Raw genomic sequence first — 13,435 nt, forward strand, 5'->3', positions numbered from 1 at the left:
GCCCCGAAGGGCCGCGGGGGCCGGACTGCCCCCGGGCGGCGGCCTGTTGGCGATGCGGAGCGAGGGGAGGCGAGCCGATTCAACCAAGTCGATTTCGAATCGTATTTGAGTTTAGGTCTTGATGACTGGGCATCGTCAACCGCCCCCCAGGACGCCACCGGGCGAGCCGATGGACGGACACGGCCTTGACGGGGGCGCCGGACCGGTGACTAAACTCGAACTCGATTCGTAATCGAATCTCGCGTCTCGGCCGCTCGCCGACCGCGATTCGGACATCGCCGGATGCGCACGGCGACGGCAACAGAACGGAGCGGGTCATGACCCACTGTTATGACGCGGTGCTCGGGGTCGGAACCGCCGGAGCGGCAGCATGACGGCGCGACGGGTCGTCTTCATCGGCGCCGCCGGCGAGATGTGCAAGGTGGCCATCGAGCGCTTCGCGCGGTCGGACGGCGACTGGGAGCTCACCCTCTGCGACATCCGGCCCGAACTCCTTCAGCCGCTGCTCAAGCGGCTGCCCGCCGGCCGGGCCAAGGTCCGGCGGCTGGACCTCTACGACCGCACCGACCTCCTCGAGGTGATCGACGGCGCCGCCCTCGTCGTCCTCGGCGCGGGGCCCTACATCCGTACCTCCGAGCCCGTGATCTCGGCCTGCATCGAGCTGAAAGTGCCGTACCTCGACTTCGACGACGACGTCGAGAGCACCGAGCACGCGCTGAGCCTCGCCGACAAGGCCAAGGCGGCAGGCATCCCGCTCTACATCGGCTGCGGCGCCTCACCGGGCATGAGCAACGTGATGGTGGTCGACGCCGCGAGCGAGCTCGACAGCGTCGAGGACATCGAGATGTTCTGGACGGTCGGCGACGAGCGCCCGAACGTCGGCCGGGCGGTCATCCATCACCTGATGCACATCGCCGCCGGTGACTGCCTGACGTGGGAGAACGGCGGGCCGGCCCACCACGAGTCCTACGTGGAGACCGGTTCGGCCCCCATGGGCGGCGGCCTGGGTGAGACGCTCCTGTACGAGACGGCGCACCCCGAGCCCGTGACCCTGCCCCGCCGCTACCCCGAGGCCCGGCGCATCCGCTGCCTCGGCGGCATGGACCCGGCGCCGGTCAACGGCCTGGTCAAGGGGCTCGGTCAGGCCATCCAGTCGGGCGCCATGACCTCCGACGAGGCCGTCGACTTCATGATGGAGATCGTCAAGAGCCGTCCCGGCACCCTCACCGGCTGGCGTCACGCGTTGCGCGGCATGATCGGCCAGGTCCGGCGCGGCGAGAGCGGCGCGGGCGAGCTGCTCAAGTTCCTCGGGGCGTCGGCCATCCGCCGCCGGTACACCTGGCGCGGCGGCCTGTTGGCGCGCGTCACCGGCACCCGTGACGGGCGCCCGGCGGTGGCCGTCCGGCGCACTCCCGTCAGCGGACCGGGGGCGTACCTCGCCGCCAGCATGGCCACGGTGACCGGGACCGCCTGCGCCGCGTTCATGGTGCTCGCGCTCGACGAGGCCGGTAAGCGCACCGGCTCGTACGCCCCCGAGGACTGGGCCGAGCCCGAGGCCTTCTACACCGCCCTGGAGCGCGTGGGCACGCCGCGCTACGAGATCGTCGAGTCGCTGCGCTAGGGACGCTCCCGACTCGACCCCGACCAGGGCATCGCAGCGGCCTCGCACCAGGGAGGTCGGTCGCGGCGATGCCCTGGTCCCCCACAGACCGCTTCGCGTGTGTCGACCACCCACGCACCCTTCTTGGAGCCGCCGAGATGCCCCGCCCCGTCACCCCCGTCCCGCGCTCACGCACCCCCTTCCCACAGGAGGGCCTGACCAGGGACGCGCACGGCGTCCCCCGCTACACGAAGGTGCCCGCGACGCTGCTCGACCTGCTCCGTCGGCACGTCGACGCGCGGCCCGAAGCCGAGGCCGTCGTCGAACTCGGCGGAGAGCGCCTCACCTACGGCCGGTTGTGGGAACGCGCCGCACGCGTCGCCGGTGGGCTGCGAGCTCGCGGAGTGGGACGCGGGGACCGGGTGGCCGTGCGGTACGCGGCGGGCACGAACTGGGTGGTCGCCTTCTGGGGCACCGTCATGGCCGGCGGCATCGCCGTCGCGGTCAACACGCGGTCAGCGCCGCCGGAGGTGGAGTTCGTCCTCGGTGACGCGGGCGTGAAGGTCGACCTGCCGGACGACGCGCCGCTGCCCGACGGTCCGCCGTACGTGACGGCCGACCCGGACCCCACCGACGTCGTCGCGCTCTTCTACACCTCGGGCACGACCGGACGCCCCAAGGGCGTGCCGACCACGCACGAGGCGTTCGTCACCAGTGCCGAGAACATGGTCCGCTGCCTCGACATCCCACGAACCGTGGGACCCGAGCTGCGCACACTGATCTCCGTGCCGTTGTTCCACGTCACGGCCTGCAACGCACAGCTGATGGTCGCCGCCTACGTCGGTGGCGCGTCCGTCATCATGCCCACGCTCGACCTGCCCGGGCTGACGGAGGCACTGACGGCAGAAAGGATCACCTTCCTGGTGACCGTGCCCGCGGTGTACTCCCTGCTGCTCCGCCACCCGGGGTTCGCCGGCGCCGACGTGTCCGGGGTGCGCACCGTGGCGTACGGCGGTGCGCCGATCGCCCCCGCGCTCGTACGGTCGCTCCGGGAGGCGTTCCCGCGGGCCACGGTCATCAATGGATACGGCATGACCGAGACGGCGTCGCTGATCACGGTCCTGCCGGACCGGGACGCCGTCGACCACGCGGATTCCGTCGGGTACGCGGTGCCCTCCGTGGACCTCGGTGTCGTACCGATCGGCGACGACCCGAGCACGGGCGAGCTGGTGGTCCGCGGCGCCAACGTCACCACCGGCTACTGGAATCGGCCGGCCGCGACCGCGGAGACGATCGTGGACGGCTGGCTGCACACCGGGGACATCGTCCGGATCGACGAGGCCGGACGCGTCCACATCGTCGACCGGATCAAGGACATCATCAATCGTGGCGGCGAGAACGTCTCCAGCGTGGAGGTCGAAGCGGTCCTGCTCTCCGCGCCCGGTGTCGCCGACGCGGCGGTCCTCGCCGTACCCGACGACGTGATGGGGGAAAAGGTCGGAGCCGTCCTCTTCTCCGACCGGGACGGACTCGACGTCGCCGCCGTGATCGCTCACTGCCGGGACCGTCTCGCCGACTTCAAGGTCCCGCAGTACGCGGCGGTCGTCACCGACGCGCTGCCGCGCAACGCCGGCGGCAAGCTCCTCAAGAACGTGCTGCGAGAGCAGGTGCGTTGGGGTGCGCCGCTTCGGTAGCACAGGAGTCCGGACCGGCAGGCGGTCGGCGACGCGCTCGCGTCGCGCAGGGCCGCTTTCCGGTCCGAGGCCCCGGCTCCGGCCGCGGCGGGCCTACGGCGCGTACGTCTCCAGATACGCGGTCACCAGACGGCGGGCCTCGTCGATCGTGGCGTCGTCGCCCGCGGGCGAGCGCCGGAACGCGATGTCGAAGAGGCGGTTGCCCGCCTCGAAGGCGAGCTGGAGGACGAGGAGGGGAGTCTCGGCCGCGACCAGCCCCCGCTCGACGAGGAGACGCCAGAGCCGCTCGGCCTGCGCCTCGTCGAAGGCCCGGACCAGGTCCTCCACCGTCGAACTGCGCCCGGAGAACCACAGCTCGGTGCAGCTCCGGTGGGCACGGAAGTAGGTGCAGACGGGGTCGACGACGGCGTCCGTGGCGTCCCGCAGCGTGTGCGGCCGCGGGTGCTCCAGAGCGACGTCGATCAGCTTCTCGATCTCGTCCGCATGGCGCCGCAGCAGTTCGGCGTCGACCTCGTACCGGTCGGAGAAGTAGTGATAGACGCTGGCGATCGGGATGCCGGCCCGCTCACCGATCGCCTTCAGGGTCGCCGCCTCGTAGCCCTGCTCGCCCAGCAACGCCTCGGCGGCGTCGAGGATGGCCCGCCTGCGCTCCATGCCACGGCGCTGGACCGGACGGGCCGGCGCCGAGGTTGTCAACTTTTTCTCGAACACAATTCGAGATCGTATCAGCCACCGCGAGCCGGCGCGCTCTCGATGGTTGACAGCTCGCGAACACCTCATAAACTCGAACTCGAATCGGGATTGGCTCATGCGGTACCCGAGCCGGTCCCGACACTCGCCGCGCGCACAGGGCGCGGACAGCAGAACGGAGACGGTCATGGCCAACAGTTCTTGTGACGTCGTGGTGATCGGAGCCGGCTTCGCCGGGGTCACCGCCGCACGGGACCTCAGCGTCGAGGGCCACTCGGTGGTCCTGCTCGAGGCGCGCGACAGGGTCGGTGGCCGCACCTACACGGACGAGGCCTTCGGCCGCCGGGTGGATCTCGGCGGCACCTACGTGCACTGGACGCAGCCGAACGTATGGCGCGAACTCCAGCGCCACCGCATCCCGCTGGCGGTGCCGCTCGACATCGACAAGGTGTACTGGCTCGCCGACGGGACCGTGCACTCGGGCAGTCAGCTCGACTACAACGCGGCCGTAAGCCCCCTGGCAGCCCGCTTCTTCGCCGACGCACGCGCCCGGTTCCCCCTGCCGTTCGAGGTCAACGCGGTCGACAACGACGACATCGGGCAGGAGACGATCGGGGACCGGCTCGATTCGCTGGCGCTCTCCCCTTACGACAGGGACGTCCTCGACGGGACACTGGCCACCCTGGTCCACTCCTACAGCGAGCAGGGCACCGAGCAGCTGCTCGTCTGGGCGGCCGCCAGCTTCGGCGACTGGGCCGCGTTCATGGAGACCGCCGGCTACTGGCCGATCGAAGGCGGCACCAGGCGGCTGCTCGACGCCATCCTCGGCGAGTCGAAGGCCGAGCTCCGCCTCTCCACCCCCGTCGGTTCGATCGACGACGACGGCACCTCCGTCACCGTGACCACCCGCACGGGTGAGCGGATCCGGGCCCGCTCGGCCGTCGTCGCTCTCCCCCTCAACACGCTGTCCGACATCAGCGTCAGCCCCCGCCTCGCCCAGCCGGTGCGGGACATGATCGAGCAGAAGCACCCGATGCGGACCGCCAAGATCTGGGCACGCGTCCGAGGCGAGATCGAACCGTTCTTCGCCTTCGCCCCGGTCGGCAAGAACCCCCTCAACTCCGTCCGCGTCGAGTACCTGCACGACGGCGACACGCTCGTCGTGTGCTTCGCCTCCGACGCCTCGGCCATCGACGGCACGGACCGCGAGGCCGTGCAGGCCGCGCTGCGGACCTTCGTCCCCGGCATCGAGGTCGTCGATACGGCGGTCCACGACTGGGTCGGCGACGAGTTCTCCCAGGGAACGTGGGTCCACCACCGCCCCGGCCACCTCACCAAGGCCGCTCCCGGCCTGCGTGAGCCCCACGGACGCATCCACTTCGCCGGGGGCGACATCGCGGCGTTCGGCGTCGGAGGGATCGACGGTGCCATCGAGAGCGGCGCCCGAGCCGCCCGGGACGTCACCGCGGCACTGGCCGACGGCCACCACTGACCCGCCCGATCCCGTCAAGGAGCAACCATGGCCGACAGATTCACCGGGCAGACCGCGATCATCACCGGTGCCAGCCGCGGCATCGGGCTCGCCATAGCCGAACGGCTCGTCGCCGAAGGCGCCAAGGTCGTCCTCACCGGACGCGACAAGGACGCCCTGGCCGAGGCCGTCGCCACGCTCGGCGGTCCCGACCACGCCCTCGGTGTCGCCGGCCACGCCGCCGACACCGGCCACCAGGACGAGGCGATCGCGAAGGCGATCGACACCTTCGGCAGCGCCGACCTGCTCGTCAACAACACCGCCGTCAACCCCGTCTACGGGCCGCTGCTCGCACTCGACCCCGACGTGGCGCGCAACATCGTGGAGGTCAACTGCCTCGCCGCCCTGTCGTGGACGAAGAAGATCACCAAGGCGTGGATGGGACGGCACGGCGGCGCGATCGTCAACGTCGCCTCCGTCGGCGGCATCCGGCCGGCACCCGGCATCGCGATGTACGGCGCGAGCAAGGCGATGCTGATGCATCTCACCAAGGAGCTGGCCGTCGAACTCAGCCCGGGAATCCGGGTCAACGCGGTCGCCCCCGCCGTGGTCAAGACCAAGTTCGCCGCCGCGCTCTACGAGGGTCGCGAGGACGAGGTCGCGGCGGAGTACCCGCTGGGGCGACTGGGGGCTCCCGATGACGTCGGCGGCGTCGTGGCGTTCCTGCTCTCCGCGGACGCGGCGTGGATGACCGGCCGGACGCTGGTCGTCGACGGTGGACTCGCCGTGGCGGGCGGCGCGTGATGAGCCTGCGCGACGAGGAGTCTCCGGGCCTCGAACTGGCGCGCCTGCGCCCCTGGTTCGCCGAAACCCTGCCGCAGGCGCGCGTCGGCACCCTGTCGGCCACGCTGGTGACCGGCGGCAAGTCGAACCTGACGTACCGCCTCACCGACGGGGAGGCGACCTGGATCCTGCGCCGCCCGCCACTGGGCCACGTGCTCGCCACCGCCCACGACATGGGACGCGAGTACGCGGTGATGTCGGCGCTCGCCGACACGCCCGTGCCGGTGCCACGGCTGTACGGCCTCTGCCTCGACACCGGCATCCTCGGCGCCGAGTTCTACGTGATGGAGGCGGTCGACGGCCGGCCGTACCGCACGGCCGCCGATCTGGCTCCGCTCGGCCCGGGGCGGGTGCGGCGGATCTCCGGCGCGCTCGTGGACACCCTCGCCGACCTCCACACGGTGGATCCGGACGCGGTCGGGCTCGGCGGCTTCGGCCGGCCCGAAGGGTTCCTCGCCCGACAGGTGGCCCGGTGGCGCAGGCAGATGGGCGAGTCGTACTCCCGCGACCTGCCGGACGCCGTAGCCCTGCACGCCGCGCTCGAAGAGCGGGCCCCCGCGGCGGACTCCGCCGCGCGCCCCGGGATCGTCCACGGCGACTTCCGCCTCGACAACGTGCTGGTCGACAGCGGCGACCGGCTCCGCGCCGTCATCGACTGGGAGCTGGCCACCGTGGGCGACCCGGTCACCGATCTGGCTCTGATGCTGCTCTACACCCGGCTCGCCCGCCTCGTCGGACCCTCGATCGCCCCCGACGCCGGCGACGCACCCGGCTTCCTCTCCGAGAAGGAGGTCATCGCCCGGTACGCCGCCCGCAGCGGGCGCGACCTGGGCGACCTGGGCTTCCACCTCGGCCTCGCGGCCTTCAAGCTCGCCGCGATCCTCGAGGGCGTCCACTACCGCCATCTCAGCGGGCAGACCGTCGGCCCCGGCTTCGACCGGATCGGCGAGGCGATCCACCCCCTGCTCCACGCCGGCCTCGTCGCACTCAAGGAACACTGACCATGCGCTTCGCTTTCGCCCCCCGCGCCGAGCCGCTCCAGCCTCACGGCGCGTCGCCGACGGGCCCGACGCGGAACACGCTCGCGCGCGCCGAACTCCGCCGCCGGGCCGCCGGCGGGATCCGACCGGCAGCAGCCGAACCCCCGCACCCACTCACCACCGCGTCCGGGAGCCACCAGTGACGAGCAGGAACGCGCACACCAGTCGAACGTCATCCGGCCGGGCCGACGTCGACGTACTGATCATCGGTGCCGGGATCTCGGGGATCGGAGCAGCCTCCCATCTCAAGTCCCTCCGCCCGGGGACGACGTTCACCGTCCTGGAGAGCCGCGACTCGATCGGGGGGACATGGGACCTGTTCCAGTACCCCGGCATTCGCTCGGACTCGGACATGCCCACGTTCGGATACGGATTCAAGCCCTGGACCGACCGCAAGTCGATCGCGGACGGGCACCTCATCGTCGACTACCTGCGGCAGACCGCCCAGGAACACGGCCTGACCGAGCACATCCGCTTCGGGCATCGGGTTCTGGCGGCCGAGTTCTCCTCGGCGGAAGGGCGGTGGACCGTCACCGCCCAGCACTCGGGCAGCCGGAAGAAGGTGAGGTTCACCGCACGATTCCTGTTCCTGGGTACCGGCATGTACGACCACGAGGCAGGGTTCACCCCCGAGTTCGCGGGGGTCGAGGACTTCGCGGGTACGGTCGTCCATCCGCAGCACTGGCCCCAGGACCTGGACTACACGGGCAAGCGTGTGGTCGTGATCGGCAGCGGCGCCACCGCCGTCACCCTGATCCCCTCGATGGCCCGCACGGCAGGCCACATCACGATGCTGCAGCGCTCGCCGAGTTACGTCTTCTCCCTTCCCGCCCACGACACCGTCGCCGTCGCGCTGAGAAGGCTGCTCGGCCACAAGCGCGCGCACCGGGTCATCCGGCGCAAGAACATCCTGTTCACCCGCGGCGTCTACAAGGCGAGCAGGCGCGCGCCGAAGGTGATGCGCAGGCTGCTCATCGCGAACGTACGCCGGCAGCTGCCCCGGCACTTCGACGTCGACACCCACTTCACACCCCGTTACGACCCCTGGGACCAGCGGTTGTGCGTGGTGCCGGACGGCGATCTGTTCAAGGCGATCTCGGCCGGGCGGGCCTCGGTGGTCACGGACCACATCGACCGGTTCACCAGGACCGGCATCCTGCTGAAGTCGGGCCAGGAGGTGTCAGCCGACATCATCGTGACCGCCACCGGGCTCACCATGTCGCCCTTCGGCAAGGTCGGGTTGAGTGTCGACGGACATCCGGTGCAGCCGTCGGACACGACCGCGTACAAGGCGATGATGCTCTCCGGCGTGCCGAACCTCGCGTTCGCGCTCGGCTACACGAACCTCTCCTGGACGCTCAAGGTCGACCTGGTCTGCGAGCACTTCTGCCGGCTCCTGGACCACATGGACGCGTACGGCTACGGCACCGTCGTGCCGATGGTCGACGACCCGTCGATGGAGCTGGTGCCGTACATGGACCTGAGCTCGAACTACGTCCGAAGGGGAATCGGCCTGTTCCCGCGAGCGGGAACCCGCGGCCCGTGGACGGTCGAGATGGCCTACGAGAACGACGTCGAGCGTCTGCGTCACGGGCCGGTCGAGCACAGCGCGCTCAAGTTCACCGCGATGACGCCGCCGTCCTCCGCATCCCGTCCGGGAGGAGCGCGATGAGCCCGCCGCGGAGTGACATCACCTTCGCCAGCCACGGCGTCAGCTGCGCCGCCTGGCACGTTCGAGCGGGGAGCGACGCACTCGCCGGACCCAGCGGGCGACCGTGCGTGGTCATGGCCCACGGCTTCGGCGGCACCCGCGACAGCGGTCTCCTGGGCTACGCCGAGTCCTTCGCCGACGCCGGCATCGACGCCTTCGTGTTCGACTACCGCGGCTTCGGGGAGTCCGGTGGCCGGCTGCGCCAGGATGTGTCGGTGCGTCGCCAGCGACAGGACTACCACGCGGCCCTCGCGGCGGCCCGACGCCTGCCGGGCGTCGATCCGGACCGGATCGTGCTGTGGGGCACGTCGTACTCCGGCGGACACGCCATCGTGGTCGCCGCACAGGACCGGCGGGTGGCAGCGGTGGTCTCGCTGACGCCCGCGGTGGACGGCCTCGCCACCATGCGGCAGATCGTGCGCCACGCCGGGGTCGGCCGGCTGTTGCGCATGGCCGGGCACGGGCTGCGCGACGCGGCCCGTGCCCTGGCAGGGCAGCCGCCGCACCTCGTACCGATCGTCGGACCGCCGGGGTCCCTGGCGATGATGAGCACCCCCGGGGCCATGGACGTCGTGTCGATGGCCGGCCGGACCTGGCGCAACGAGGCCCGCGCACGCGCGGCGCTGGAGGTCGGGTTCAACCGGCCGGTCACCTTCGCCGCCCGCCTCGCGTGCCCGGTCCTCGTGCAGGTCGGCACGGACGACCGCGTCGCGCCTCCGGACGCCGCGCGCCGGGCCGCCCGGCAGGCGGGCCGGTGGGCCGAGCTCCGCGAGTATCCCGTCGACCACTTCGACGTGTACGACGGGCCGTGGCAGCGGCGGGCCGTCGCCGACCAGCTCGACTTCCTCTCCGATGCCCTGGATCCGGTACGGGCCCCACGCAGAGGGCGGCACCGGGCTCCCGGGGCCTAGCCGCCCGACGCGGATCGCGCGCGTACCGGCGCGGAGTCCGCACACCTTCGTTCGTTACAGGCATTCTTCATTCAAGGGACGGGATGAACATGTACGACTACGTCATCGTCGGCGCCGGATCCGCGGGCTGCGTGCTCGCGGCGCGGCTGTCGGAGGACCCCGACGTCCGAGTGGCTCTGATCGAGGCGGGCGGCCCCGACACCGCGCAGGAGATCCATGTACCGGCCGCCTTCCCGCAGTTGTTCAAGTCCGCGCTCGACTGGGACCTCGACTCCGACCCGGAGCCGGGGATCGGCGGTCGGCGGACCTATCTCCCCCGGGGCAAGGTGTTCGGCGGCTCCAGCTCCCTCAACGCCATGATCTACATCCGGGGCAACCGCGCCGACTACGACGGCTGGGCCGCGGCCGGAGCCACCGGCTGGTCGTACGACGAGGTGCTGCCGTACTTCAGGCGCTCGGAGGACAACGAGCGGGGCGAGGACGGCTTCCACGGAGCGGGGGGTCCGCTGACGGTCAGCGACGGCCGGTCCGTGCACCCGCTCGCCTCGGCGTTCGTACGGGCCGCCGAGCAGGCCGGGCACAAGGCGAACGAGGACTTCAACGGCGACACGCAGTTCGGTGTCGGGCGCTACCAGCTCACGCAGCGCGGCGGCCTGCGCTGCAGCGCATCCGTCGCCTACCTCCACCCGGCCCTGGAACGCCCGAATCTGACCGTGCTCTCCTCGGCCCACGCCCACCGGGTCGTGATCGAGGACGGCCGGGCGGTCGGCGTGGAGGTCGAGCGCGGCGGCACGATCGAGGTCGTCCGCGCCGAGCACGAGGTCATCGTGTCCGCCGGCGCCTACGAGTCGCCGAAGCTGCTCATGCTGTCCGGGATCGGACCGGCCGACACGCTGGCCGCCTTCGGTGTCGCTGTGGTGCGTGATCTTCCCGTCGGCCAGGGGCTGCAGGACCACTACATGACTCTGCTGAACTTCCGTACGGACGCCGAGTCCCTGATCGCGGCGGCGAGTCCGGCGAACGCGGCGCTGCTCCAGGGCGAGGGGCGCGGCCCGCTCACCTCCAACGTCGGGGAGGCCGGCGGCTTCTTCCGCAGCCGCGACGAACTGACCGCCCCCGACATCCAGTTCCACGCGGCCCCGGTCCTCTTCCACCAGGAGGGGCTCGGCGCGCCCACCGAGCACGGCTTCGCCTTCGGCCCCTGCGTGGTGGCCCCGACCAGCCGTGGCGCCGTCACCCTGCGCTCGCCGCGCCCGGACGCCGCACCGCGGATCGTGCACAACTACCTGACGACGTCCGAGGACCGGCAGTCCATCGTCGCCGGGATCAGGATCGCCCTGGAGATCGCGGCGCAGTCGGCGGTCGCGGATCTCGTCACGGGTCCGTACGGAGAGGTGCCGTCGGCCTCGGCCTCCGACGCGGACCTGCTCGCCTGGGCGCAGCGGTCCGGGCAGACGCTGTACCACCCGACGTCGACCTGTGCCATCGGCGCGGTGGTCGACCCCGAGCTGCGCGTGTACGACGTACCGGGCCTGCGGGTCGTGGACGCCTCCGTCCTGCCGTCGGTCCCTCGTGGCAACACCAACGCGCCCACGATCATGGCCGCGGAGAAGGCCGCCGACCTCGTCAAGGGAGCCATGCGATGACCGTCTCCGCGCCCCTCGCCGACCGGGTGCGGGAGGTCGACAGGGCGCTGGACGACCTGGTCCGGGGCGAGACCGCCTGGGCCGCCTGCGGCCTCGCCAGGCGGCGCGAACTCCTGGAACAGGTGCACGCGGCCACCGCCCGCGAGGCGGAGGCGTGGGTGCGCGCGGCCGTCGCGTACAAGCGTCTCCCGGTCGGCAGCCCCCTCACCGGCGAGGAGTGGATCACCGGCCCGTACCCGGTGCTCACCTCCTGCGCGGCGCTCGCCGCGAGCGTCGAAGCCCTGGAGGAGGACCGCAGTCCCGTCGACGGGTTCACCGTCGGCCGGGCGCCCGGCGGGCGGGTGGCCGTACGGGTGCTGCCGCACGGCGTCTACGACCAGCTGCTGCTGAACGGCTTCAGCGCCGAGGTGTGGATGCCGCCCGGCGTCACGAAGGAGAGCGTGCGCGCGGGAGCGGGCCTGGCACTTCGCCGCCCGGCCGACACCGGGGGCGTGGGTGTCGTCCTCGGCGCGGGGAACATCACCTCGATCCCGATCCTGGACGTGCTGTACGAGCTGTACGCGAACAACCGGGTCGTGGCCCTGAAGCTCAACCCGGTCACCGACGGCCTCCTCGACGTCTTCCGTCACGTCCTCGCCCCGCTCGTCGACCTCGGCGCGGTCCGTATCCTCACCGGCGGCGCCGACGTCGGCTCGTACCTCGTGCACCACCCGAAGGTCGACCATGTCCACATGACCGGCAGCGCGGCGACCCATGACGCGATCGTCTTCGGTACGGGAGAGGAGGGCGCGGCCCGCAGGAAGGCGGGGACGCCGCTGCTCGGCAAGCCGGTCACCAGCGAACTGGGCGGGGTCTCACCGACGATCGTGATACCGGGCGACTGGTCCGAGGCGGACATGCGCTACCAGGCCGAGCACATCGCCACCCAGAAGCTGCACAACGGCGGCTACAACTGCGTGGCGAGCCAGGTGGTCGTCATCAGCTCCGACTGGCCGCAGAAGGACCGCTTCCTCGCCCATGTGCGGGCGGCGCTGTCCGACGCGCCGGCCCGTGCCGCGTACTACCCGGGCAGCGACGACCGGGTGGGCCGGGCCCTCGCGTCGTACCCCGACGCGGAACGCATCGGCGGAGGCCGGGTGCTGATCACGGGTCTCGACCCGTCGGATCCCGGTCCGGCCCTGACCACCGAGCATTTCGGTCCGGTCCTCGGCGTCCTGGAGCTGCCCGGTGAGGGCCGGCAGTTCCTCGACGAGGCGGTCCGCACCGCCAACGAGAGGCTCGCCGGCACCCTGGGCGCGAACCTGATCGCGCATCCCGGCACCCTCGCCGCGCTCGGACCCGCGCTCGACGACGCCATCGCCGAACTTCGTTACGGGACGGTCGCGTTGAACGCGTGGACCGGGGTCGGATATCTCACCGCCACCGCGACCTGGGGCGCCTTCCCCGGCCACACCCTCGACGACGTGCAGAGCGGCATCGGCGTCGTGCACAACGCCCTCCTCCTGGACGGGCCGGAGCGCACCGTCGTCCGAGGCCCGTTCAGGCCGGCGCCCCGCGCCCTGCTGCACGGGCAGCCGGTCATGTCGCCCAGGCCCCCGTGGTTCGTCACCAACCGCACCGCGGCCACCACGGGCCGGCTCCTCGCCGACTTCGCGGCGGCACCCCGCTGGACCGCCCTGCCGAAGATCTTCGCCTCGGCGCTGCGCGGCTGACGCGGACGAAGTCGTCCGGCGCGGGGCGGACCCAGGCCATCGCGCCACGCGCCGGCCGACGGCGGCGGCAACGACGGATCAGCCCCTGCCCTGTCGGCGGGGCGACCAGCTCCTCCT

The 13,435-nt window shown here is 71.7% G+C and carries 10 protein-coding genes; 9 read left to right on the forward strand and 1 reads right to left on the reverse strand.

The genetic code is table 11. The annotated features are described in order from the left end of the window. Positions 1–370 precede the first annotated feature (370 nt). Together ACFQ7Q_RS15610 and ACFQ7Q_RS15615 are read left to right on the forward strand one after the other, a co-directional pair. Positions 371–1,621, forward strand: coding sequence for a saccharopine dehydrogenase family protein (locus ACFQ7Q_RS15610; protein ID WP_383554701.1), 1,251 nt, complete (start codon positions 371–373; stop codon positions 1,619–1,621). Between the two features lie 137 nt (positions 1,622–1,758). Further along, positions 1,759–3,294: a class I adenylate-forming enzyme family protein gene (locus tag ACFQ7Q_RS15615; protein ID WP_383554703.1), complete on the forward strand. Its 1,536-nt coding sequence runs from the start codon at positions 1,759–1,761 to the stop codon at positions 3,292–3,294. A gap of 93 nt (positions 3,295–3,387) precedes the next feature. Here the strand turns inward: ACFQ7Q_RS15615 and ACFQ7Q_RS15620 are convergent, their stop codons facing one another. Then, positions 3,388–3,948, reverse strand: coding sequence for a TetR/AcrR family transcriptional regulator (locus ACFQ7Q_RS15620; protein ID WP_383554705.1), 561 nt, complete (start codon positions 3,946–3,948; stop codon positions 3,388–3,390). A gap of 223 nt (positions 3,949–4,171) precedes the next feature. On the opposite strand from ACFQ7Q_RS15620, the gene ACFQ7Q_RS15625 reads away from it, so the two are divergent. From ACFQ7Q_RS15625 to ACFQ7Q_RS15655, 7 genes are all read left to right on the forward strand, one after another. Next, complete coding sequence (locus ACFQ7Q_RS15625) at positions 4,172–5,476, forward strand: flavin monoamine oxidase family protein (protein ID WP_383554707.1); 1,305 nt, start codon at positions 4,172–4,174, stop codon at positions 5,474–5,476. Between the two features lie 27 nt (positions 5,477–5,503). Then, positions 5,504–6,259 (forward strand): SDR family oxidoreductase, encoded by a 756-nt coding sequence (locus ACFQ7Q_RS15630; protein WP_383554710.1) that lies wholly within the window; start codon positions 5,504–5,506, stop codon positions 6,257–6,259. Further along, positions 6,259–7,299: a phosphotransferase family protein gene (locus ACFQ7Q_RS15635; RefSeq protein WP_383554712.1), complete on the forward strand. Its 1,041-nt coding sequence runs from the start codon at positions 6,259–6,261 to the stop codon at positions 7,297–7,299. The genes ACFQ7Q_RS15630 and ACFQ7Q_RS15635 overlap by 1 nt, the downstream gene beginning before the upstream one ends. Positions 7,300–7,477: 178 nt before the next feature. Then, complete coding sequence (locus tag ACFQ7Q_RS15640) at positions 7,478–9,010, forward strand: flavin-containing monooxygenase (RefSeq protein ID WP_383554715.1); 1,533 nt, start codon at positions 7,478–7,480, stop codon at positions 9,008–9,010. Beyond that, positions 9,007–9,960 (forward strand): alpha/beta hydrolase, encoded by a 954-nt coding sequence (locus ACFQ7Q_RS15645; RefSeq protein ID WP_383554718.1) that lies wholly within the window; start codon positions 9,007–9,009, stop codon positions 9,958–9,960. The genes ACFQ7Q_RS15640 and ACFQ7Q_RS15645 overlap by 4 nt, the downstream gene beginning before the upstream one ends. An 83-nt stretch (positions 9,961–10,043) precedes the next feature. Continuing rightward, positions 10,044–11,606 (forward strand): GMC family oxidoreductase, encoded by a 1,563-nt coding sequence (locus ACFQ7Q_RS15650; protein WP_383554720.1) that lies wholly within the window; start codon positions 10,044–10,046, stop codon positions 11,604–11,606. Further along, positions 11,603–13,318, forward strand: a complete 1,716-nt coding sequence (locus tag ACFQ7Q_RS15655; protein ID WP_383554722.1) for an aldehyde dehydrogenase family protein — start codon at positions 11,603–11,605, stop codon at positions 13,316–13,318. The genes ACFQ7Q_RS15650 and ACFQ7Q_RS15655 overlap by 4 nt, the downstream gene beginning before the upstream one ends. Positions 13,319–13,435 lie beyond the last annotated feature (117 nt).

It is taken from the genome of Streptomyces sp. NPDC056527, assembly GCF_042794475.1.
Lineage (GTDB): Bacteria > Actinomycetota > Actinomycetes > Streptomycetales > Streptomycetaceae > Streptomyces.